At 71.9% G+C, this 20,858-nt stretch carries 22 protein-coding genes and 1 pseudogene; 14 read left to right on the top strand and 9 right to left on the bottom strand.

All coding sequences use genetic code 11. The annotated features are described in order from the left end of the window. Position 1 precedes the first annotated feature (1 nt). Positions 2-331: a hypothetical protein gene (locus AF335_RS13055; RefSeq protein ID WP_102918485.1), complete on the bottom strand. Its 330-nt coding sequence runs from the start codon at positions 329-331 to the stop codon at positions 2-4. Between the two features lie 273 nt (positions 332-604). Between AF335_RS13055 and rpsF the strand changes: the two genes are divergently transcribed. From rpsF to rplI, 4 genes are all read left to right on the top strand, one after another. Beyond that, complete coding sequence (rpsF, locus tag AF335_RS13050; protein ID WP_058045341.1) at positions 605-895, top strand: 30S ribosomal protein S6; 291 nt, start codon at positions 605-607, stop codon at positions 893-895. An 82-nt stretch (positions 896-977) separates the two neighbouring features. Then, positions 978-1,565 carry a single-stranded DNA-binding protein gene (locus AF335_RS13045; protein WP_102918484.1) on the top strand — a complete coding sequence of 196 codons (588 nt, stop codon included), beginning with the start codon at positions 978-980 and terminating at the stop codon, positions 1,563-1,565. 75 nt (positions 1,566-1,640) lie between these two features. Next, the gene (rpsR, locus tag AF335_RS13040; RefSeq protein WP_004950692.1) at positions 1,641-1,877 is read left to right on the top strand and encodes a 30S ribosomal protein S18; all 237 of its coding nucleotides are present in this window, start codon (positions 1,641-1,643) and stop codon (positions 1,875-1,877) included. An 18-nt stretch (positions 1,878-1,895) separates the two neighbouring features. Beyond that, positions 1,896-2,342 (top strand): 50S ribosomal protein L9, encoded by a 447-nt coding sequence (rplI, locus tag AF335_RS13035; RefSeq protein WP_102918483.1) that lies wholly within the window; start codon positions 1,896-1,898, stop codon positions 2,340-2,342. A gap of 384 nt (positions 2,343-2,726) precedes the next feature. Here the strand turns inward: rplI and AF335_RS13030 are convergent, their stop codons facing one another. Then, a complete protein-coding gene (locus AF335_RS13030; protein WP_102918482.1) occupies positions 2,727-4,067 on the bottom strand; it encodes an MATE family efflux transporter in 1,341 nt (446 codons plus the stop codon). A 469-nt stretch (positions 4,068-4,536) separates the two neighbouring features. Between AF335_RS13030 and dnaB the strand changes: the two genes are divergently transcribed. After that, a complete protein-coding gene (gene dnaB, locus AF335_RS13020; protein WP_102918481.1) occupies positions 4,537-6,045 on the top strand; it encodes a replicative DNA helicase in 1,509 nt (502 codons plus the stop codon). An 11-nt stretch (positions 6,046-6,056) separates the two neighbouring features. After that, positions 6,057-6,176, top strand: a pseudogene (locus AF335_RS13015) (SDR family oxidoreductase); the annotation flags it as partial. Here the strand turns inward: AF335_RS13015 and AF335_RS13010 are convergent. After that, the gene (locus AF335_RS13010) at positions 6,163-7,410 is read right to left on the bottom strand and encodes an outer membrane protein assembly factor BamB family protein (RefSeq protein WP_102918480.1); all 1,248 of its coding nucleotides are present in this window, start codon (positions 7,408-7,410) and stop codon (positions 6,163-6,165) included. The pseudogene AF335_RS13015 and the gene AF335_RS13010 overlap by 14 nt on opposite strands. A gap of 172 nt (positions 7,411-7,582) precedes the next feature. Continuing rightward, positions 7,583-8,377 carry an NAD(P)H-dependent oxidoreductase gene (locus tag AF335_RS13005; protein ID WP_102918479.1) on the bottom strand — a complete coding sequence of 265 codons (795 nt, stop codon included), beginning with the start codon at positions 8,375-8,377 and terminating at the stop codon, positions 7,583-7,585. A 98-nt stretch (positions 8,378-8,475) separates the two neighbouring features. On the opposite strand from AF335_RS13005, the gene AF335_RS13000 reads away from it, so the two are divergent. Then, positions 8,476-9,444, top strand: coding sequence for a helix-turn-helix domain-containing protein (locus AF335_RS13000; RefSeq protein ID WP_102918478.1), 969 nt, complete (start codon positions 8,476-8,478; stop codon positions 9,442-9,444). 57 nt (positions 9,445-9,501) lie between these two features. Here AF335_RS13000 and trxA read toward each other — a convergent pair whose 3' ends face one another. Next, positions 9,502-9,879, bottom strand: a complete 378-nt coding sequence (gene trxA / locus AF335_RS12995) for a thioredoxin (protein WP_102918477.1) — start codon at positions 9,877-9,879, stop codon at positions 9,502-9,504. Next, positions 9,876-10,337, bottom strand: coding sequence for a MerR family transcriptional regulator (locus tag AF335_RS12990; protein WP_102918476.1), 462 nt, complete (start codon positions 10,335-10,337; stop codon positions 9,876-9,878). The genes trxA and AF335_RS12990 overlap by 4 nt, the downstream gene beginning before the upstream one ends. A 75-nt stretch (positions 10,338-10,412) precedes the next feature. Here AF335_RS12990 and AF335_RS12985 point away from each other — a divergent pair, with 75 nt between their 5' ends. From AF335_RS12985 to AF335_RS12975, 3 genes are all read left to right on the top strand, one after another. Beyond that, entirely contained in the window at positions 10,413-11,822 is a 1,410-nt protein-coding gene (locus tag AF335_RS12985; RefSeq protein ID WP_102918475.1) for a serine hydrolase domain-containing protein, read from the top strand. Between the two features lie 214 nt (positions 11,823-12,036). Continuing rightward, positions 12,037-13,164 (top strand): pyridoxal-phosphate-dependent aminotransferase family protein, encoded by a 1,128-nt coding sequence (locus tag AF335_RS12980; RefSeq protein ID WP_102918474.1) that lies wholly within the window; start codon positions 12,037-12,039, stop codon positions 13,162-13,164. A gap of 306 nt (positions 13,165-13,470) precedes the next feature. Continuing rightward, the gene (locus AF335_RS12975; protein WP_244927008.1) at positions 13,471-14,151 is read left to right on the top strand and encodes a TetR/AcrR family transcriptional regulator; all 681 of its coding nucleotides are present in this window, start codon (positions 13,471-13,473) and stop codon (positions 14,149-14,151) included. Between the two features lie 93 nt (positions 14,152-14,244). On the opposite strand, the gene AF335_RS12970 is transcribed toward AF335_RS12975, so the two are convergent. Further along, on the bottom strand, positions 14,245-14,706 hold the full coding sequence (locus AF335_RS12970; protein ID WP_102918472.1) for a MarR family winged helix-turn-helix transcriptional regulator: 462 nt from the start codon (positions 14,704-14,706) through the stop codon (positions 14,245-14,247). Positions 14,707-14,903: 197 nt separating this feature from the next. Between AF335_RS12970 and AF335_RS12965 the strand changes: the two genes are divergently transcribed. From AF335_RS12965 to AF335_RS12950, 4 genes are all read left to right on the top strand, one after another. Then, positions 14,904-16,130, top strand: a complete 1,227-nt coding sequence (locus AF335_RS12965; protein ID WP_102918471.1) for an MFS transporter — start codon at positions 14,904-14,906, stop codon at positions 16,128-16,130. A gap of 139 nt (positions 16,131-16,269) precedes the next feature. Beyond that, positions 16,270-16,701 (top strand): GlcG/HbpS family heme-binding protein, encoded by a 432-nt coding sequence (locus tag AF335_RS12960; RefSeq protein ID WP_102918470.1) that lies wholly within the window; start codon positions 16,270-16,272, stop codon positions 16,699-16,701. Positions 16,702-16,811: 110 nt separating this feature from the next. Then, the gene (locus tag AF335_RS12955) at positions 16,812-17,444 is read left to right on the top strand and encodes an HAD family hydrolase (RefSeq protein WP_184743444.1); all 633 of its coding nucleotides are present in this window, start codon (positions 16,812-16,814) and stop codon (positions 17,442-17,444) included. 676 nt (positions 17,445-18,120) lie between these two features. Next, a complete protein-coding gene (locus tag AF335_RS12950) occupies positions 18,121-19,110 on the top strand; it encodes a globin domain-containing protein (protein WP_425329113.1) in 990 nt (329 codons plus the stop codon). Between the two features lie 41 nt (positions 19,111-19,151). Here AF335_RS12950 and AF335_RS12945 read toward each other — a convergent pair whose 3' ends face one another. Next, entirely contained in the window at positions 19,152-19,670 is a 519-nt protein-coding gene (locus tag AF335_RS12945; RefSeq protein ID WP_102918467.1) for an NUDIX domain-containing protein, read from the bottom strand. 66 nt (positions 19,671-19,736) lie between these two features. Then, a complete protein-coding gene (locus AF335_RS12940; RefSeq protein ID WP_102918466.1) occupies positions 19,737-20,633 on the bottom strand; it encodes a LysR family transcriptional regulator in 897 nt (298 codons plus the stop codon). Positions 20,634-20,858 lie beyond the last annotated feature (225 nt).

Below are 20,858 nucleotides of genomic sequence, written 5' to 3'. Positions count from 1 at the left end.
GCTATCCGATCACACCGCCGAAGAGCCCCCCGTGCGCCATGCCCAGGAAGAAGCCCAGGGCAGCGGCTCCGAGCCCGATGATCAGCAGGAACCGCTCACCCGTCGTGGCGGAGATGAACTGGCCCCACGCCCCCGTGAGGATGCCCACGAGCCCGCTCCAGGAACTGAGCAGGTGCAGCTCGGTCCACAGGGACGAGACGGCGGCGAGCGCACCCAGCACGACCGTCACGGCCACGAGGGTGTTCTCGACGGGATGGGGCTTGCCGTCGCTGTTGAGGACCGCGGCGAGGGTCGCGCGCAGTCCCCTGGGCTGCCGAACCGCCTGTGTCATGGAGCCACCTCCTGAAGGCAGGCGCAATGTAGCGCCGGTCACACCCGATGCGTACAGATTGGGGGGCCCGACGGTTCGATTTCAACCGGACGCCGGAGTGCGGGTACTCTGTACGGTCTGCACCGGTGTCTGCCCGGACCCAGCTTCGGTCCCAGGGGCAACCCAGGGACTTTCCGCTGATTGTCAGTGTCCGCCGATACCGTTGTTCACGCATCACGACCCTCCTGCCACGGAACGACCGTGGCCGCTGAGTCCAAAGGAGGTGGGTTCCACATGCGTCACTACGAGGTGATGGTCATCCTCGACCCCGATCTCGAGGAGCGCGCTGTCTCCCCGCTGATCGAGAACTTCCTCTCCGTCGTCCGTGAGGGCAACGGAAAGGTCGAGAAGGTCGACACCTGGGGCCGTCGTCGTCTCTCGTACGAGATTAAGAAGAAGCCCGAGGGCATCTACTCGGTCATCGACCTGCAGGCCACGCCTGCGGTCGTCAAGGAGCTCGACCGCCAGATGAACCTGAACGAGTCGGTCCTCCGGACCAAGGTCCTCCGTCCCGAGACCCACTGAACCCCAGCGGTTCAGAGGTAATCGGGCTGCATCGCAACTGAGTAGCAAGCAGCCAGCAGCACACCCGCCGAGAGGTTCATCCATGGCAGGCGAGACCGTCATCACGGTCGTCGGCAATCTCGTCGACGACCCCGAGCTGCGCTTCACCCCGTCCGGTGCGGCGGTCGCGAAGTTCCGCGTCGCGTCCACTCCCCGCACCTTCGACCGCCAGACCAACGAGTGGAAGGACGGCGAAAGCCTCTTCCTCACGTGCTCGGTGTGGCGGCAGGCGGCGGAGAACGTCGCCGAGTCGCTTCAGCGAGGCATGCGCGTCATCGTGCAGGGCCGTCTGAAGCAGCGGTCCTACGAGGACCGCGAGGGCGTCAAGCGCACGGTCTACGAGCTCGACGTCGAAGAGGTCGGCGCCAGCCTGAAGAACGCCACGGCGAAGGTCACCAAGACCGCGGGTCGCGGTGGCCAGGGTGGTGGCTTTGGTGGCGGCGGTGGCGGCCAGCAGGGCGGCGGCTGGGGCAACGGCCCCAGCGGCGGCCAGCAGGGCGGCGGCGGGGCTCCCGCCGACGACCCGTGGGCGACCAGCGCTCCGTCCGGCGGCCAGCAGGGCGGCGGAGGCGGCTGGGGCGGCGGCTCCGGCAACTCCGGCGGCGGCTACTCGGACGAGCCGCCCTTCTAGGTCCGAAAGGGCCCGGGCCCCCAGGGGTCCGAGGGCGTAGCACCAAAAACTTCTTGATCACACAGGAGAGAGACAATGGCGAAGCCGCCTCCGCGCAAGCCTAAGAAGAAGGTCTGCGCGTTCTGCAAGGACAAGACCGCTTACGTGGACTACAAGGACACGAACATGCTGCGGAAGTTCATTTCCGACCGCGGCAAGATCCGTGCCCGTCGCGTGACCGGCAACTGCACCCAGCACCAGCGTGACGTCGCCACGGCCGTGAAGAACAGCCGTGAGATGGCGCTGCTGCCCTACACGTCCTCCGCGCGATAAGGGAAGGGTGACCGAAAAATGAAGATCATCCTCACCCACGAGGTCTCCGGCCTCGGCACCGCCGGTGACGTCGTCGACGTCAAGGACGGCTACGCCCGCAACTACCTGGTCCCGCGCGGTTTCGCGATCCGCTGGACCAAGGGTGGCGAGCAGGACGTGGCGCAGATCCGCCGCGGCCGCAAGATCCGCGAGATCGCCACGATCGAGCAGGCCAACGAGGTCAAGGGCCAGCTCGAGGGCACCAAGGTGCGCCTCGCGACCCGTGCCGGCGACGCCGGCCGCCTGTTCGGCTCCGTGACCCCCGCCGACATCGCTGCCGCGATCGAGGCTTCGGGTGGTCCGAAGGTCGACAAGCGTCGTGTCGAGGTGGGCTCGCCCATCAAGACGCTGGGCTCGCACCAGATCTCCGTGCGTCTGCACGCCGATGTCGTTGCCAAGCTCGGCATCGAGGTCGTCGCTGCCTGATCGCCTGGCGATCGGTAGCGTGTGAAGGGCCGCACCCCTCGGGGTGCGGCCCTTCCGCCGTTTCCGGGCGGTCCCACGGCCGCGGAGGCTTCTCCGCGGTTGTCCGGTCGGAGATCGGCGCTCCGGGCCGCCCGGGGGCCGGGCAGGCCGTACGGCCTGGTGGGCGCCCCGGGCGGTGGGTGCCGCGCCCCGGGGCCCGTACGGCGGTCGGTGGGCACCGCGCGCGCAGGTCCGTACGAACGCGGACGCCCGGGCCCAGCCCGTACGGCCCGGTGGACGCCCGGGCCCAAGTCCGTACGGCCTGGTGGACGCCCCGTGCCCAAGCCCGTACGGCCCGGTGTACGCCCCGTGCCCGGCCCGTACGGCCCGGTGGACGCCCCGGGCTCAGGCTCGTACGGCCCCGGTGACAATCCAGCGGCCCGAGCGGCTCCGCAGCCACAGGGTGATCAACCGGACCGTCATCATCAGCGTCATCGCCCACCACAGCGCGGTCAGCCCGCCGCCGAGGGCGGGGACGAGCAGCGCGGTGGGCGCGAAGGCGGCGAGCACCACCAGCATCGCCCAGGCCAGGTAGGGGCCGTCCCCGGCGCCCATGAGGACCCCGTCCAGGACGAAGACCACGCCCGCGACGGGCTGGCTCAGCGCCACGACCAGGAGGGCGGGCAGCAGGGCGTCCCGCACCGCTGCGTCGGAGGTGAAGAGCGGGATAAACAGCGGACGCGCGGCCACCAGCAGCACCCCCAGCACCACGCCCAGGGCGACGCCCCACTGCACCATCCGGCGGCACACGGCCCGCGCCCCTGCCGGGTCGTCCGCGCCCAGGTAGCGGGCGATGATCGCCTGGCCGGCTATGGCGATGGCGTCCAGGGCGAAGGCGAGCAGGTTCCACAGGGTGAGCACGATCTGGTGCGCGGCGATGGAGGCGTCCCCGAGCCGGGCGGCGACCGCGGTGGCGATCATGAGGACGGCGCGCAGTGACAGCGTGCGGACCAGCAGTGGCACGCCGGCCTGGGCGCAGGCCCGGATGCCGGCGGCGTCGGGTCGTAGCGAGGCGCCGTGGCGCCGGGCGCCGCGGACGACCACCGTGAGGTAGACGGCGGCCATGGCGCACTGTGCGATGACCGTGCCCCAGGCGGAGCCGGCGATGCCGAGGCCGGCGCCGTAGACCAGGGCGACGTTGAGGGCGGTATTGAGGGTGAAGCCGCCGATGGCCACGTACAGCGGCGTACGGGTGTTCTGGAGGCCGCGGAGGACGCCGGTGGCGGCGAGGACGACGAGCATGGCGGGAATGCCGAGGGCGCTGATCCGCAGATAGGTGACCGCGTACGGGGTGGCCGTGGGGGAGGCGCCGAAGAGCTCGACGAGCGCGGGGGCGAGGGGCATGACGGCGGCGATGACGGCGGCGCCTATCAGGAGGGCCAGCCAGACACCGTCCATGCCCTGGCGTATCGCGGCCCGGAGGTCGCCCGCGCCGACCCGCCGGGCGACGGCCGCCGTGGTGGCGTAGGCGAGGAAGACGAAGACGCCGACGGCGGTGGTGAGCATGGCCGCGGCGACGCCGAGGCCCGCCAGCTGGGGCGTGCCGAGGTGGCCGACCACGGCGCTGTCGGCGATGACGAAGAGGGGCTCCGCGACGAGCGCGCCGAAGGCCGGCACGGCGAGTGCGACGATCTCGCGGTCGTGCTGTCGGGCGCTCTTCGGCGCGGGTCCGCCGGCCTGGGTCATGCTCCCCGTCCAATCTTCCACAGGTAATTGGTGCAATGCATCTGCAACCCTTACATCGTGCGAGCGCGGGTCATCTTCTCCGCCCCGTTTGTCGCGATCTTCGGCCGATGGGGAAAGTTTTTCTCCTCAACAGCCGGTGGATGGCGAAACCGCAGGTCAGAGGCGTGGGCGGGGAGTGATTGTGTGTTTGTCCACAGCGGTTTCCCCCGCCCTGTGCACAGGTTCCGCGGGCTTCTCCACAGGATAGGGCCGCTCATCCACATGCCCTGTGGATAACCAGATTGGCTGACGGTGCCCGCGGGCCTACCGTGGACCGGCGCCTGCCGCCTGTTCCGGCCTCAAGAACCTTACGAGATCGACACGAACTCGACCCGTCGGAACCGGAGTCGGGCGCCGTAATTGTCAGAGCCGTGCCGTAAGAAAGAACAGCACGGCGAGGTCCGCGTGGCGGACGGGAGGAGGTGGCGGGATGAGCATCCCCGAACCGCCCATGGACGACCCGTGGGCCGAAGCGGGCCCGGGCGACCGGCTCCCCGTCTCCCGCCCCCGCCGGGGCGACGGCCAGTCCCGCGGCGAGCGGCACGACCGCGGCGGCGACGACGGCGGCTCGTGGTCCCAGGGCGGCGGTTCCGGCGGGCAGTCCGCCCCGAGCGGCTTCGAGCGGGTGCCGCCGCAGGACCTCGACGCCGAGCAGTCCGTCCTCGGCGGCATGCTGCTCTCCAAGGACGCCATCGCCGACGTCGTCGAGGTCCTCAAGGGTCACGACTTCTACCGCCCGGCACACGAGACGATCTTCCAGGCCGTCCTCGACCTCTACGCCAAGGGCGAGCCGGCCGACCCCATCACGGTGGCGGCGGAGCTCACCAAGCGCGGCGAGATCACCAAGGTCGGCGGCGCGCCCTATCTGCACACCCTCGTCCAGACCGTCCCCACCGCGGCCAACGCCGAGTACTACGCCGAGATCGTCCACGAGCGCGCCGTGCTGCGCCGCCTGGTCGAGGCGGGCACCCGCATCACGCAGATGGGATACGCGGCCGACGGCGACGTCGACGACATCGTCAACAAGGCCCAGGCCGAGGTCTACGCCGTCACCGAGCAGCGCACCAGCGAGGACTACCTCCCGCTGGGCGACATCATGGAGGGCGCGCTCGACGAGATCGAGGCCATCGGCTCGCGCAGCGGCCAGATGTCCGGCGTCCCCACGGGCTTCACCGACCTCGACTCCCTGACGAACGGCCTCCACCCCGGCCAGATGATCGTCATCGCGGCCCGACCCGCCATGGGTAAGTCGACCCTCGCGCTGGACTTCGCCCGGGCCTGTTCGATCAAGCACAACATGCCGAGCGTGATCTTCTCGCTCGAAATGGGGCGTAACGAGATCGCGATGCGCCTGCTGTCCGCCGAGGCCCGCGTCGCGCTGCACCACATGCGCTCCGGTTCCATGACGGACGACGACTGGACGCGCCTCGCCCGCCGGATGCCCGACGTCTCGGCCGCCCCGCTCTTCATCGACGACTCCCCCAACCTGTCGATGATGGAGATCCGCGCCAAGTGCCGCCGCCTGAAGCAGCGCGCCGACATCAAGCTCGTGATCATCGACTACCTCCAGCTGATGCAGGCCGGCGGCGCCAAGCGCGCCGAGAGCCGTCAGCAGGAGGTCTCCGACATGTCGCGAAACCTGAAGCTGCTGGCCAAGGAGCTGGAGCTGCCGGTCATCGCGCTCTCCCAGCTGAACCGTGGCCCCGAGCAGCGCACGGACAAGAAGCCGATGGTCTCCGACCTCCGAGAGTCCGGCTCCATCGAGCAGGACGCCGACATGGTCATCCTCCTCCACCGCGAGGACGCCTACGAGAAGGAGTCGCCCCGCGCGGGCGAGGCGGACATCATCGTCGGCAAGCACCGTAACGGCCCGACGGCCACGATCACGGTGGCCTTCCAGGGCCACTACTCCCGCTTCGTGGACATGGCGGGGGCCTGACCCGGCCTCCCGGCCGCATCGCCGAACCCGAAGAAGTGGCGGCCTTGATCGCGTTCCTCCCTTCCGACGTCGCGGGCAACATCACCGGCGCCGATCACATCATCGACGGTGGCACCGTCAAGACTCTCTGAATCGGTAGACGTCGAACGCCCGGGACGCGTCGTCGTAGACCAGACCGTAGTCGTCGTTGACCAGCGTGGGGGAGACCGGGCCGAGGTCCGTGCGGAGGTCCCTGCCCGTACGGGCGTCGAGCGTCAGGGCCCGGTCGGCCCGGGCGTAGACCACGCCGTGCCACACCGCGGTGACCTCGGGTGCGACGCGGCCCGCCGGTCCGTCCGGCAGGCGCCACAGGACGCGTGCGTCACGCGTGTCCACGGCCCATACGGCCGCCCCGCCGGAGCCGTCGGATCCGGTGCAGACCGTGGTGTTCCGGCCGTCGGGCCGGCACTCGTCCAGCGAGGTGTCCCCCGAGTCCAGGCGGGTCGCGCCGGTCATGGGGTCGATCAGCAGGGTGCCGCCCGCCTCGGTGCCGTCGGCCCACGTCAGCCCGGGGCCGGGGTCGGCGGCCCGTGCCTCGCCGAGCCGGAGGTCCCGCTTCCAGAGCAGCCCGCCGCCGGCCGTGGACCTGCCCGCGAAGTCGCCGTCGTCGCGGACGCCGACGGCCACCGACCGTTCCAGGTCCACGCCCCCGAAATCGGGGTCCGTCCAGAGCACCCGGCCGGTCCGTGTGTCGAGCAGGGCGGACATGGGGGGCGTCTCCGAGTGGCCCGGCGCGTCCGAGGCGATCAGGACGTGCCGGTCGTCGGCGCCGACGACCTGGGGGACGGCCGTGGGATCCGCGTCCGCTCCGACGGGGATCCCACGCGCCCACAGGGTGGCGCCGCTGTCCGCGTCCAGGGCGGTGACGGTGATGCCGCGCCGGTCGGCTCGGGTCCCGCCGCCTTCTTCCGTGGTGGCGAAGGCGCCGATCACCTTGTCGCCCGTGAGGCGAGGTGCGCGTGCGACGTCCGTGCCGTGCGGGACGGCCGAGTGCCAGGCGACATCGCCGGAGCCCAGCCGGAAGGCGGTGACCCCGACGTCGTCCTGGTCGTAGGCGTAGGCGAGGCGCGCGCCCAGCGTCAGCACGCCGGCGGGGCCGCCCTCGGCGGGCGGGGCGGGCCAGGCGCCCTGGAGGGTGGCGGTCGGGCCTTCCGGGAAGGAGCCGGGCGGGATCGCCGGACCGCTGCCGTGCGGGTGCCCGCCGCTCTCGTACGGGTGGCCGCCGCCGCACGCGGCCACGGCGCACAGGACGCCCACACCGGCGACGGCGGTACGCAGCCGGCGCCGTACGGACACGCGCCGGTTCACGGGATCCAGGGAGCTCATGGGCACCACAGGGTGGCAGAGGGAGCACCCGGGCGAGGGTGTCTCGGCGGATCCCGCGGGGAGGTCCGGACAAGATCCCATCTTGTTCGAAGTGGCGGAGGGGACGGGTGTCGTGTCCCGGAGGGGCGCCGTCAGGGGAGAGCGGCGGCGCCCCGGGCGCGGCACCCTCCGGTCAGCCGCCCGGCCGTACGTGGAGGTCGAGACCCGCCGCCCCCTGTGCCTCGACCCCGGGCAGCAGCCGCATGTCGTGGTCGTAGTCGCCGCCGACCAGCGAGCGGAAGGGCACCGGCTCGTCCGTGAAGAGCCCGTCCAGCCGCCCCGCGTACGCCCGCTTCGCCGCCTCGAACCGCTCCTCCGGAAGGTCGTTGGAGCCGAACACCGCGAACGGTTCGAGCGGCGCCATGCCGGTGAACCAGAACAGCCCGTGCTGCAACGGGTGGAGGACGTCCGCCAGCCGCCCGTGGATGCCCCGGTCGGAGAACGACGACTCCCGGGCGCCCGCCGTCACCGACACCAGCGCCCGCCGCCCCGCCAGGATGCCCTCGCTGTACGGCGGGGGCACCTTCGGGCCGTAGCCGAACCCGGCGGTGAACACCCGGTCGATCCAGCCCTTGAGGATCGCGGGCGCGCCGAACCACCACATCGGGAACTGCAGGACGACCGCGTCCGACCAGCGCACCTTCTCCTGCTCCGCCGCGATGTCGGGTGACAGCCGGGCCGCCAGTGTGGCCCGCTCGGATTCGTTCATCACGTGTAGCGGCCGGTCGGCGGTGTGGCCGGGGAAGTCGTCGGCGTCCACCGTCGCCTTCCACTTCATCGCGTAGAGGTCGGACACCCGTACCTCGTGACCCGCCGCGCGCAGGTGGTCCACCGCGAAAGCGGTGAGGGCGGCGTTGAGGGAACGGGGTTCCGGATGGGCGCTGACGACGAGGATCTTCTTCGGCCGCGGCGACGTGGTTTCGGTCATGACGCCACGTTCCCCCGAGCCCGGCCGGGGTGCCAGAACCCTGTCCGACCAGCGGAACCGCGGTCCTGGTACTGCGAGGGCCACGCATACTTGAGCGCATGGACGTGGTCGGCAACCGCATCGGGAACGACATCGGCAAGGCCCCGGGGGGCGGCGGTCAGGCCGGGCCCCTCGACGGTGTCGGCGACACCCGCCGGGCGCTCGGGGGCTTTCTGCACGCCCGTCGCGCGCGCGTCGCGCCGGAGCATGTCGGGCTCGCCGGAGGCGGTCGCCGGCGGGTGCGCGGGCTGCGCCGAGAGGAGTTGGCCCAGCTCGCCGGGATCAGCGTGGACTACTACGTGCGCCTCGAACAGGGCCGGGCCACCCAGCCGTCCCACGAGGTCCTCGACGCGCTCGCCAGGGCGCTCGGCCTCGACGCGGCGGAGCGCGAGCACCTCGCCACCCTGGCCGCGCCCCGCCGGGGCGCCGCGCCCGGGGCCGGGGTGAGCCGTCCGCTGCGCCGGGTCCTGGACTCCCTGGGCCCCCTCCCGGCCTTCGTGACGGACCACCGGCTCGACGTGGTCGCCTGGAACGGCCTGGGCGCCGAGCTGATCGGCGGCCTGGCCGACCCGGACGGCCGGGACCGCAACCAGGCCCGCTTCCTCTTCCTCGACCCCGCCTCCCGGGCCGTCCACCCCGACTGGGCGGAGCGGGCTACGGAGGCCGTTGGCCAGCTGCGGGTGTCGGCGGGGCGTTACCCCGACGACGCGGAACTGGCCGCGCTCATCATGGACCTGTCCACTCGGAGCGATGAGTTCCGGCGGATTTGGGTCAGTGGAGAGGTGCTGATGTGCGGGGCGGGGCGCAAGAGGCTGCGGCACCCGGCTGCCGGGCTGCTGACCCTGGACTTCGAGGCGCTGCACGTTCCGGCCGGGCCGGGCGAACTGGGACTGGTCGTCCATGTGTTCAGTGCCGAGGAGGGCAGCGAGGGGGCCGTGGGCCTGACCCGGCTGGCCGAGGCAGTGCGGGAACGGGAACGGGAGAAGGCGGAGAAGGCGGGCCCGGTGGACGTACCGGCCCTGTCGTAGGGGGTGCCGAGCTCCCGGCGTGCGCGGAGGAACGTTTCCCCGGTGGGCTCCGGGCCGTCAGCGGGGCTCCAGCCAGGGCAGCTCGGTGGCCAGGTGCTGGAGGAGACGGCGCTTGGGGTGGGCGCCCACGAGGCTCTTCACCGGTTCGCCCGCGCGGAAGAGCAGGAGCGTCGGCATGGAGAGGACGCCGTAGGCCGCCTGGGTACGGGGGTTGGCGTCCACGTCGAGCTGGACGATCCTGAGGCGCCCGGCCTGCTCCCGCGCGATGTCCGCGAGCACGGGCGCGATCATGCGGCACGGCGGGCACCAGGACGCGGTGAAGTCGACGAGGACCGGCAGATCGGAGTCGAGTACCTCCGAGGCGAAGGTGTCGTCCGTGACGGAAGGAACGAATGTGGTGTGCGAGTCCGAAGTGGCATCGATGGCGGTGGTCATGGCGTGCTCGTCTCCTGTTCGGTGTCCGGTGGGCTGAACGCGCGTTCGGGATCCGGTGGGCTGAACGCGCAGCGCGGGGGCGGGCCGCCCGGAAGGTCCGCCGCCAGCTCCATCTCGGCGCGGGCCAGCTGGAGGCCGACCTCCTCCCGTACGCGCCGGAGGCGCTCGATGACCTCGTCGAGCTCCGCCAGCTTGCGGCGGTAGACCTCCAGGGACGCCGGGCACGCGTCCCCGGCCGGGTGGCCCGCCCGGAGGCAGTCCACGAACGGACGGGTCTCCTCCAGGCCGAAGCCGAAGTCCTGGAGGGTCCGGATCTGCTGGAGGAGCCGCAGATCGTCCTCGTCGTACGTGCGGTAACCGTTGCCGGACCGGCGTGCGGGCAGCAGCCCGAGCGACTCGTAGTGCCGCAGGGTCCGGGTGGTGGTGCCCGCCTGTTCGGCCAGTTCCCCGATGCGCATGGTGATGACCGTAGACCTTGACGTCGACGTCAAAGCCAGCGTCGGCGTCCGGTGGACGTTGGCTAGGGTGCGGGAATGATCACCTCTCGCGGAACCCACGAAGAATGCCCGGAGGAGAAGCAGTTCACGGAACTGCTGCCCGACACCCAGCGCGCCCTGCTGCACCGGCTCGCCCTCGGCCAGCGGGAAGGTCGCACGCCCTCCATGACGGGGGCCGTGATGCGTGACGGGCGCGTGGTGTGGACCGGCGGGCGGGGCACGGCGGCCGGGGAAGCGGTCGACGCGGACACGCAGTACCGCGTCGGCTCGATCACCAAGACCTTCGTCGCCGTCCTGATCATGCGGCTGCGCGACGAGGGCCTGCTCGACCTCGACGCCCCGCTGCGCACCTACCTCGACGACGCCCCCGAGGGCGGCGACGCGACCGTCGCACAGCTCCTCGCGCACACCGCGGGCCTGGCGGCGGAGACGCCCGGACCCTGGTGGGAGCGCACGGACGGCGGCCTGCGCCCGGAGCTCACCGACCTCTTCGGAGACCGTTCCCAGCTGCTTCGCGCCGGGCGCAGGCACCACTACTCCAACCCCGGTTACGCGCTCCTGGGCGCCGTCGTCGAGCGCCTGCGCGGCGAGCCCTGGGGAGAGGTGCTGCGCCGCGAGGTGCTGCTCCCGCTCGGCATGCACCGCACCTCGCTGGCGCCCGAGGCGCCCTACGCGGAGGGCTGGGCCGTCCACCCGTGGGCGGACGCCCTCCTTCCGGAGCCCGCCGTGGACACCGGCCGGATGGCCCCGGCGGGCCAGCTGTGGTCCACGGCCGGCGACCTCTGCCGCTTCGCGGCGTTCCTGCTCGACGGCGACGAGCGCGTGCTCGGCGCGGCGTCCGTCGCCGAGATGCGGGTACCGGAGTCCGGGCCGGCGGACGCCGGCTGGACGTCCGGCTATGGTCTCGGCCTCCAGATCGCGCGCCGGAACGGCCGGACCCTCATCGGGCACACCGGGTCGCTGCCGGGCTTCGTGGCGACGCTGTGGGTGAGCCCCGGGGAGGGGCTGGCCGCCGTCGTCCTGGCCAACCGGACGTCCTGCTTCGAGGTGGCGCCCACCGCGACGGACCTGCTGAACACCGTCGCCGAGCGCGAGCCCCGCTTCCCCGAGCCCTGGCGGCCCCTCGACGAGGTCGATCCCGCGCTGCTGGCCCTGACCGGGCCCTGGTACTGGGGCGCGGCCACGTTCGCGCTGCGCCTTCGCGCGGGCCGCGCGCTGGAGCTGACGCCCCTGGCGGGCGACGGCCGCGCCTCCCGCTTCCGCCCGGAGGAGGACGGCACCTGGACCGGCCTCGACGGCTACTACGTGGGGGAGACGCTGAAGGTCGTACGCACGGGCGAGGGCACGGTGAGCCACCTGGACCTGGGCAGCTTCGTCTTCACCCGGGAGCCGTACGAGCAGGGTGGCGCGGTGCCGGGAGGGGTGGACGAGGCGGGCTGGCGCTGAGGAGGCGGAGAAGGTCCTTGGGCGGGGCGGGGCTGGGGAGGGAGAGAGGGATCGAGGCGAGGCGGGGCGGAGGAGGGGGAGAAGGTCCGAGGCGGGGCCGAGGAGGCGGAGAGGGACCGGCCGCCCCTCGGCCCGGCCCGCCCCTCGGACGTAGGGTCAGGGAGAGATTGGCGGGCGCCGGCAGCACGGCGCGATCCCACCCTGGAAGGCCACCGTGACTGCGAACACCGCACCGGTCCTGCTCGACCTCGCGCCCCTCGGCGCCGCGCACTTCGCGCGCATCGAGGACAAGGTCGCCGCGCTGATGCGCACGCGCGAGAGCGTTGTCGCCATGCAGGGCGAGGCCCTGCTGCCCCTGGAAGCGTGCATCCGCTCCGCCGTCCGCCCCGGAAGCACCGCGCTCAACATCATCACCGGCCCTTACGGTGAGACCTTCGGCGGCTGGCTGCGCTCCTGCGGTGCCGAGGTCATCACGGTGACGGCGCCCTTCAGCGGCGCCGTCAGCCCCGAGCAGGTCGCCGAAGCGCTGCGCGCGCACCCCGAGATCGACTTCGTGAGCCTGGTGCACGCCGAGGCGGCCACCGGCAACACCAACCCCGTCGCCGAGATCGGCGCCGTCGTCCGCGCGCACGGCGCGCTGCTGATGCTGGACGCGGTCGCGTCCGTCGGAGCCGAGCCGCTGCTCACCGACGAGTGGGGCGTCGACCTGTGCGTCATCGGCGGACAGAAGGCGATGGCGGGCCCGGCGGGCGTCTCCGCGGTCTCGGTCAGCGCTCGCGCCTGGGAGCGCATCGCCGCCAACGAGCAGGCGCCGCGCCGCTCGTACCTCTCCCTCCTGGACTGGAAGGAGCGCTGGATCGACGGTGGGCGCGCCGTCCTGCCGCACGCCCCCGCGCAGCTGGAGATGCTCGCGCTGGAGCAGTCGGTCGACCGGCTCGAGGCGACCGGGCTCGACGGCGTCATCGCACGTCACCGCGGTGCCGCCGCGGCCACGCGGGCGGGCGTACGAGCCCTGGGCGCCCTCGCCCCCTACGTCGTCCGCGACGAGGACGCCGCCCCCGCCGCGACGACCCTGCGCGCCCCCGACGGCGTCGACGCCCGGGACATCGTCGCGGCGGCCCTCGCGGCCGACGCCACGGTGCCCGTACAGGCGGCGGGCGGCGCGCTGGCCGAGGAGATGATCCGGGTCAACCACTACGGCCTGGCCGCCGACCGGGACACGGTCCTGGCCTCGCTGAAGGCGCTCGCGGCGGGGCTGCGCGCGCTGGGCGCGCAGGTGGCGGACGACGAGGTGTACCTGAAGGCCGCGGGTGCGGCGTGGGACGCCGTGATCGTGGACTGATCCGTTCCGCGGACGTCCCTCCGGGCCGCCGCCGGTGCTTCGCGCACCGGCGGCGGCCTTTTGCTGGTCTAATGAGTTTTGGGCTTTTTATATGCATATATCGGCCACAAGCCTCGCTCAGCTGCCCGGATAGAATCGGAATGCCCGGCCCGTTTTGTTCCCGCTCTCTCGGAGGCCCCGCGCATGCCGCCACGCAAGAAAACGGCGCCTCGCCGGTCCGTCTCCGCGCCCGCCTCCCCCGTCTCCTCCGCCTCCTCCATCGCCCCGGAGTCGCTGCGGTCCGACGCCCGGCGCAACAGGGCTCTTGTGCTCGAAGCGGCCCGATCAGCCTTTGAAGAACGGGGGTTGGCGGTTCCGCTCGGTGAGATCGCCCGCCGGGCCGGGGTCGGTCCGGGCACGGTCTATCGCCATTTCCCTTCCAAGGACGCCCTGTTCAGGGCGACGGTGGTGGACCGCATCCGGCTCTTCACGTACACCGCGAGGGAGTTGGCGGAAGCGAGCGACCCCGGCGCGGTCTTCTTCCGCTATCTCGCCGCCGTGGTAAGGCTTTCCGCCCGGAACAAGGCGCTCCAGGACGCCCTGGAGGCGAGCGCCGAGGGCCGTTTCCGTCCGTCGGCGGAGGTCGAGGAGGACTTCCGGGCAGCCCTGCACACCCTTTTGACGAGGGCTCAGAAAAGTGGCGACGTCCGGAAGGACGTGGACACGGAGGACGTGATGGCGCTGCTCTTCGGCTGTCTGTCGATGGAGCGGCGGCGGGGCGCGGGGGCGCCGGCGGGGCGGATGACAGCACTGATGTGCGACAGCTTGCGGGTGCGGCGGCGCGGAAACGTAACGAAACTGCCGGTGGGAAGCGTTTCGCGTAACGAAACGGGCTGTGTGGTGTGCGGGGCGGCGGTGGGGGGCGCGCGGACGGGCCGGCCGGCGCGGTATTGCGGCGGGGCGTGCCGGCAGAGGGCGCATCGGGAGCGCGTGCGGGCGCGGGGGTAGGGGCTTCTTCCCCCAGCTATCGCTGGGGGGTGTCCCCGGGCGGGCTGATTCTTCCCCCGGCCCAGGGAGCAGGCCCGCCGCAGGCGGACCCCGTCACCCCACCGGAGCCAAGGACTCCACCGCCGCCACCAGCGGCGCCAGCTCCGCCCTCTTCGCCGCCTCCCCCAGCGCCTCCCGCAGCGCCCTGTCGTTCGTCGGCCGCGCCTCTCCGAGCAGCGCCAGCCCCGCCTCCGTCACATCCGTGTAGATGCCGCGGCGGTCCGTGAGGCACAGGTAGCGGGTCAGTAGACCGCGGTCCTCCAGGCGGTTGACCAGGCGCGTCGTCGCGCTCTGGCTGAGGACGACGGAGTCGGCGACCTCGTTCATCCGCAGGTGGCCGCCCTCGCCGCTGTGCTGCCGGCTGAGGACGTCCAGTACGGAGAACTCGCGCACGCTCAGGCCGTGCCCCGACTGGAGGGCGCGCTCGATATGGGCCTCGATCCGGCCGTGCAGCGCCGACAGCGCGCACCAGCCCTGTGCCAGGCCGAGCAGTGCGGGGTCCGGGGTCCGGGACATGAGCGGCTCCTTCGGATGCGGAGTCCTTCGGGTGGGGACGTACGGACAGGATAGCTCTCATCCGCAATAGCCCGCGCTTGCAAATAACCCGCGTCTGCAATTATTGTCGACGCTCGTAGGGCACGCCTGCAAGAAACATGGGTGAAGCGACACAACCCGTCCCCCGCCCCTCCAGACCCGCTCGAAGGATCCCCGTCATGCCCCTCGCACTGCTGGCGCTCGCCATCGGCGCCTTCGGAATCGGAACCACCGAATTCGTGACGTCCGGACTGCTGCCCGAGGTGGCGGACGAGTTCGGCGTCTCCGTCCCCACCGCCGGCCTGCTGACCACCGGATACGCCCTCGGTGTCGTCGTCGGCGCGCCGATCCTGGCGATCGTCGGCAGCCGCGTCCCGCGCAAGCGCATGCTGATGGCCCTGATGGGGCTGTTCGTCGTCGGCAACGCGCTCTCCGCCCTGGCTCCCGCCTTCGGCGTGATGCTCGCCGGGCGGATCGTCGCCTCGCTCGCCCACGGCGCGTTCTTCGGCATCGGCTCCATCGTCGCCGCCGGCCTCGTCGCCCCGCAGAAGAAGGCGGGCGCCATCGCGATGATGTTCACCGGCCTCACCGTGGCCAATGTGGTCGGTGTGCCGATGGGCACCCTGATCGGCCAGAACCTCGGCTGGCGCGTCACCTTCTTCGTCATCGCCGGGCTCGGCGTCCTCGCGATCCTCGGCATCGCCGCGCTCGTGCCCGAGCAGCCGCGCCCCGAGCGGACCCGGATCAGCGGTGAGCTGGGCACCCTGCGCAACCCGCAGGTCGTCCTCGCGATGGCGATGACCGTCCTCGGCTTCGGCGGCGTCTTCACCATGAGCACCTACATCACGCCGATGATGACCGAGGTCACGGGCTACGCGCCCGGCTCCGTCACCTGGCTGCTCGTCCTCTTCGGCATCGGCATGGTGGTCGGCAACCTCGTCGGCGGCCGGTACGCGGACCGCGCGCTCATGCCCCTGCTCTACGTCTCGCTGGGCGCCCTCGCCCTGGTGCTCGCCCTGCTGCCGCTCGCCGCGCACAACAAGATCGCGGCCGCCGTGGCCATCCCCCTGATCGGCGCGTTCGGCTTCGCGTCCGTGCCGCCGCTGCAGAAGCGCGTCCTGGACCAGACCGCCGCCGCCCCCACGCTCGCCTCCGCCGTCAACATCGGCGCCTTCAACCTCGGCAACGCCATCGCGTCCTGGCTCGGTGGCCTGGTGATCTCGGCCGGGTTCGGCTACGCGGCGCCCAACTGGGTCGGCGCGCTGATGGCCGCAGGCGCGCTCCTGCTCGCCGTGCTGTCCGCGTCGCTGGAGCGCCGGGCGCCCCGGGGCGGCCGGATCGCCGCGGGCTCGGCGGAAGCCGGGACCACCACGCCGGCCACGGCCGTCCTGACAGTCGGCAAGTGAGCCTGCCCGGTACCCGGGCCACCTCGCGAACCGCTGAACCCGCCCACGCCAACAGCTGAACCCGCCCACGCGAACCGCTGCCCCTCACCCCACAAGTACCACCGCACCACCCGTATTTCGATCAACAGGAGCATCACCCATGTCCCAGGCCCGCACCCTCGTCTCCCCCCTCACCACCGCCGACGCGGACGCCCTCGTCTCCGCCGCCCGCCGTGCCGCCGAGGAGCAGGGCGTACGGATCGCCGTCAGCGTCCTCGACGCGGGCGGCCACCCGCTGGCCTTCCGCCGCGACGACCGGGCCGTCCTGATCGCGGGGGAGACCAGCACGCGGAAGGCGTTCACCGCGCTCCAGCTCGACGCGCCGACCGCCGACGTCGTCGACGCGGTCCAGCCCGGCGGCCTCTTCCACACCCTGCCCACCGCCCTCGACCGCCCGCTCCTCTTCATCGCGGGCGGCGTCCCCCTCCACCGCGACGGCCGGCTGATCGGCGCGATCGGCATCGGCGGCGGCGCCCCGGAGCAGGACCACGGCATCGCGAACGCGGCGATCCAGGAGGTCCTGGGCGGCTGAGCCCGGTCCGGCGAGGCGTTTCACGGAGGGAGTACCCCATCGGTACTCCCTCCGTGCTCCCGCCGTATTACCTCGTCGCTCGGGGACGAGTGCGCTTACCCTCGGAACCTGTGACCAGACTGCATGTGTTCGATATGGACGGAACCCTGATGCACGGTTCCGCGGCGGCGATAGAGATATCCCGGCAGCTCGGGCTCGAACGCGAGATCGGTGAACTGGAGCGGGCATTCGCCGCCCGTGAACTGACCCCGGCCCGGTTCGCGGCCCTCGCCGTCGAACTATGGCGGGAACTCACCGAGGAACAGGTCGCCGCGGCCTTCGAGGGCGCCCCCTGGATGGACGGCATCCGTGACGTATGGGCCGAGATCCGTGCCCGGGGCGAGCGCTGCGCGGTGATCTCCCTGTCGCCCGGCTTCTTCGTGGAACGTCTGCTGACCTGGGGCGCGGACGCCGCCCACGGTTCGCTCTGGCCTTCGGTGCCGTTCCGGGACCCGGTGGACCCCGCGGGGATCCTCGACGCGGACGCGAAGGTGCGGATCGCCGACGAACTGTGCGCGGAATACGGGCTGACCCGCGCCGACTGCGTTGCCTACGGTGATTCGATGTCGGACGCACGGCTTTTCTCCGTGGTGCCCGTGTCGGTGGCGGTGAACGCCGATCACCATGTGCGCGATATCGCCGCGCACGCCTATGCCGGGAGGGATCTCCGGGAGGCTTACGCATTGGTGGGGGCCGTAAGGTAATCGGCGGTTCCGGCCCGGCTCCCGTATGCGTCCGGGGAAGTGAACAAGACGGAGCCCGAGCGCGCGCATCCGCCCGCACAGCCAACTCCGCCGCTCCATAAGGGCTTTGCCGAGGTCCGTCGCGGCCATTGCGTCCGGCACATGCGGAAGTGACTCAGCCTAGCCTCAACCGGGGGCCCGGCAAGGGGACTTCCCACGAACCGCACAACGGCCGCGCCGTTGATGGCATGCTTCGCGGACTGGAACGGCGACCCATGGGCAGAGCGGGGAATCGTCGGCGCATTCGGGTGTGCCCGGACGTGCGAGGACGGACCGAGAGATGTTCGAGGCGAGACGATGAAGGACGCTCCGATCACGAAGCCGGCCAAAGGCGGGGGCGGCGGCGGGGCCGAACGGAACTGGTTCGGCCCCCGCGAGAGGCCGGGCGCCGGACCGGACGACGGCCCGGCGCCACCCGTGCCACCCGCGCCACCATGGCCCCCGGAACGGCGGCCCCAGCCGCCCACGGCGTTACGGCCGCCCCGCCCCCGCCCCCGCCCCGCCACCCTCCCCCGACACCCTCCGGATCCGCCGCACCCTGGCCGAGATCGCCCCCGTCGCCGACAAGGCGACCTCGTACTTCTACGCCCTGCTGTTCATCAGAAATCCCGATCTTCGCGCCCTTTTCCCGGCGGCGATGGACACCCAGCGCGACCGCCTCTTCAAGGCGCTGCTCACGGCCGCCGAGCACGCGGACGACGCCGCCACGCTCACCGAATACCTCTCCCGGCTCGGCCGCGGCCACCGCAAATACGGGACGCTCCCCGCGCATTACCCGGCGGTCGGCGAATGCCTGATCGCGGCGCTCGGCCGATACGCGGCGGCCTGCTGGGACGAGGCCGCCGAAGCCGCGTGGGTGAGGGTCTACACCGCGATCTCCCAAATCATGATCGACGCGGCGGCCGAGGACGAGGTGGAATCCCCCGCCTGGTGGCAGGCGGAGATCGTCTCCCATGAACTCCGCACGCCGGACATCGCCGTCGTGACCGTACGGCCCGATCAGCCCTATCCCTTCCTCGCCGGGCAGTACGCGAGCCTGGAAACCCCTTGGTGGCCGCGCACATGGCGGCACTATTCCTTCTCCGCCGCGCCCCGGCCGGACGGGCTGCTCTCCTTCCACGTCAAAGCCGTGCCCGCGGGATGGGTGTCCAACGCGCTGGTCCGTCGCGCCCGCCCCGGCGACGTGCTGCGCCTCGGTCCCCCCACCGGTTCCATGATTGTGGACCACAGCACTGACAACGGCCTGTTGTGCCTGGGCGGAGGCACCGGCATCGCGCCCATCAAGGCCCTCGTCGAGGACGTCGCCGAACACGGCAGCCGCCGGCCCGTGGAGGTCTTCTACGGCGCTCGCCGTGACGACGACCTCTATGACATCGACACCCTGCTGCAACTCCAGCGCTCGCACCTCTGGCTGTCCGTGCGGCCGGTCGTCTCCGACGGGCCGACGCGCCGGCTGAGCGGTCAACTCCCGCAGGTGGTCCGTCAGTACGGGCCCTGGAACGCCTATGACGCCTATCTCTCCGGGCCGCCCGGGATGATCCGCAGCAGCATCGACGCGCTGGTGCGCGTCGGGATACCGCCGGACCGAATACGCCATGACTCGATCGACGATCTGATGGCGAGCTGAGGAGGCGGCGGACGCCGCGGAACCCCCGGTGGTGGCGCGCGTCAGCCCAGATCGTCGGCCAGCAGGGCCCGTACGCCCTCGATGTTCGCGTCGAGATACGCCCGCAGCGACGGCGGGACGAGCTCGACCGAGGCGATGCCCGCCCGGGTGAAGGGGATGCGCACCACCTCGTACGTCCCGCACGGCTCGTCGACCTCGGGGCCGTGCCGCCGGCCGAGGTCCATGGAGGCGAGACGGCAGACGAAGAAGTGCTGGATCTTCACTCCGTGGGCCGCGTGGTGCGTGGAGTGGGAGACGGTGTCGACGAAGGCGGGCACCACATCGACGACCTTGGCCCCGAGCTCCTCGTCGACCTCGCGGTGGAGCGCGGCGACGACGGTGGTGTCCTCGGGTTCCATACCGCCGCCGGGGGTGATCCAGTACGGCGCCTCACCGGGCTTGGTCCGCTTGATCACGATCATTTCGAGGGCGGGCGGTGACGGGGTTCCGGGAGCGGCGTCAGGGGCGCTGTCGAGCAGGATGGCACGTGCGGTGCGCTTGACCACTGGACGTTCGGTCATAGGGGACATCTGCCGCGTAGAGCACCCGGCGAAACCCGTCGATGGTCACCTTTCCCCTCGGGTCCCTCACCAGGAGACGGCGGCTCGCAGCAGCCATTCGTGTGCCCGGGCGAGGTGGGGGTGGGCGAGCGTGCCCGTCCGGACGACCAGGAAGTAGGTGCGCAAGGGCGGCACCGGAGGGTCGAGGAGGGCGACGATCTCACCGGTGTCCAGGGCGTCCCCGCAGAGATAGCGGGGCAGGACGCCCAGCCCGGCCCCGGCGGCCACGCAGGTCAGGACGGCGCGCAGGTCGGGCGTGATGACGCTGCCGGACGTGAGCGGCTTGGTGTCGAAGACGGCCGCCCAGTAGCGCGTGACGAGCGGCAGGCTCTCGTGCACCTCCACCACCGGCAGGTTCTCCAGGGCGCGCACGCCCTTGTCCCGCAGGACCGCCGCCCCGCCGAGGCGCGCCGCCCAGCGCGGGGCCGCCACCAGCACGTGCTCCTCGTCGCACAGCGGTGTCGCGGTCAGCAGCCGGCCGCGTGGCCGCGACGTGGTGATCGCCAGGTCGTGGTGGCCCACCGCGAGCCCCTCGAACAGCTCTTCCGCCGTGCCGTGGCTCGCGCGCACCGTCAGCCCCTGGGTGATCAGCGGTGTCAGTGCGGGCAGCGCCCGTAACGCCGTGAACTCGGGTGGCCCCGCGAGGTGCAGCGTGCGCCCCGCGCTCCGCTCGTCGAACCCCGATTCCGTGATCTCCAGCAGCGCGTCGACATGCGGAGCGATCTTCCGCGCGAGCTCGTCGCCCACCGAGGTCGGGGTGACCCCGCGCGCCTGCCGCACGAACAGCGGTCGCCCCAGCTGCTTCTCCAGCGTCCGGATCTGGCCGGTGACGGCCGGCTGCGACAGGCCGAGCAGGGCGGCGGCCCGGGTGAACGACCCGGCCCGGTGCACCGTGACGAATGTGCGTAAGAGGGCCAGATCCATGCTGTCTCCCCTGGCTCGACGCCGCCCGGTCGTACGCGAACTATAAATAAGTCGATAGGGCTGTGTCGCCGGCGTGATTGGACACTGACGCACAGTCAACTAGCCTTGGTCGCGCGGTTCCCCGTGTCCGGGGCGGGACGGGAACCGCGACGGCTCAAAGCCATGAGGGGGGAGGCTTTGAGCCGTCCCCGCGTGCGATGCCGGTGCGCCGGCCCTCCTCCCGCC

It is taken from the genome of Streptomyces eurocidicus (genome assembly GCF_002891295.1).
GTDB classification, from domain to species: Bacteria; Actinomycetota; Actinomycetes; order Streptomycetales; family Streptomycetaceae; genus Streptomyces; species Streptomyces eurocidicus.
The sequence above is the reverse complement of the archived record's forward strand: the minus strand, read 5'-3'. Positions and strand labels throughout refer to the sequence as shown.

What these genes read in the sequence shown, in the direction of transcription:
- AF335_RS13055 (WP_102918485.1), bottom strand. Translation starts at nt 331, where the DNA reads ATGACACAGGCGGTTCGGCAGCCCAGGGGACTGCGCGCGACCCTCGCC.
- rpsF (WP_058045341.1), top strand. Translation starts at nt 605, where the DNA reads ATGCGTCACTACGAGGTGATGGTCATCCTCGACCCCGATCTCGAGGAG.
- AF335_RS13045 (WP_102918484.1), top strand. Translation starts at nt 978, where the DNA reads ATGGCAGGCGAGACCGTCATCACGGTCGTCGGCAATCTCGTCGACGAC.
- rpsR (WP_004950692.1), top strand. Translation starts at nt 1,641, where the DNA reads ATGGCGAAGCCGCCTCCGCGCAAGCCTAAGAAGAAGGTCTGCGCGTTC.
- rplI (WP_102918483.1), top strand. Translation starts at nt 1,896, where the DNA reads ATGAAGATCATCCTCACCCACGAGGTCTCCGGCCTCGGCACCGCCGGT.
- AF335_RS13030 (WP_102918482.1), bottom strand. Translation starts at nt 4,067, where the DNA reads ATGACCCAGGCCGGCGGACCCGCGCCGAAGAGCGCCCGACAGCACGAC.
- dnaB (WP_102918481.1), top strand. Translation starts at nt 4,537, where the DNA reads ATGAGCATCCCCGAACCGCCCATGGACGACCCGTGGGCCGAAGCGGGC.
- AF335_RS13010 (WP_102918480.1), bottom strand. Translation starts at nt 7,410, where the DNA reads ATGAGCTCCCTGGATCCCGTGAACCGGCGCGTGTCCGTACGGCGCCGG.
- AF335_RS13005 (WP_102918479.1), bottom strand. Translation starts at nt 8,377, where the DNA reads ATGACCGAAACCACGTCGCCGCGGCCGAAGAAGATCCTCGTCGTCAGC.
- AF335_RS13000 (WP_102918478.1), top strand. Translation starts at nt 8,476, where the DNA reads ATGGACGTGGTCGGCAACCGCATCGGGAACGACATCGGCAAGGCCCCG.
- trxA (WP_102918477.1), bottom strand. Translation starts at nt 9,879, where the DNA reads ATGACCACCGCCATCGATGCCACTTCGGACTCGCACACCACATTCGTT.
- AF335_RS12990 (WP_102918476.1), bottom strand. Translation starts at nt 10,337, where the DNA reads ATGCGCATCGGGGAACTGGCCGAACAGGCGGGCACCACCACCCGGACC.
- AF335_RS12985 (WP_102918475.1), top strand. Translation starts at nt 10,413, where the DNA reads ATGATCACCTCTCGCGGAACCCACGAAGAATGCCCGGAGGAGAAGCAG.
- AF335_RS12970 (WP_102918472.1), bottom strand. Translation starts at nt 14,706, where the DNA reads ATGTCCCGGACCCCGGACCCCGCACTGCTCGGCCTGGCACAGGGCTGG.
- AF335_RS12965 (WP_102918471.1), top strand. Translation starts at nt 14,904, where the DNA reads ATGCCCCTCGCACTGCTGGCGCTCGCCATCGGCGCCTTCGGAATCGGA.
- AF335_RS12960 (WP_102918470.1), top strand. Translation starts at nt 16,270, where the DNA reads ATGTCCCAGGCCCGCACCCTCGTCTCCCCCCTCACCACCGCCGACGCG.
- AF335_RS12950 (WP_425329113.1), top strand. Translation starts at nt 18,121, where the DNA reads ATGGACACCCAGCGCGACCGCCTCTTCAAGGCGCTGCTCACGGCCGCC.
- AF335_RS12945 (WP_102918467.1), bottom strand. Translation starts at nt 19,670, where the DNA reads ATGACCGAACGTCCAGTGGTCAAGCGCACCGCACGTGCCATCCTGCTC.
- AF335_RS12940 (WP_102918466.1), bottom strand. Translation starts at nt 20,633, where the DNA reads ATGGATCTGGCCCTCTTACGCACATTCGTCACGGTGCACCGGGCCGGG.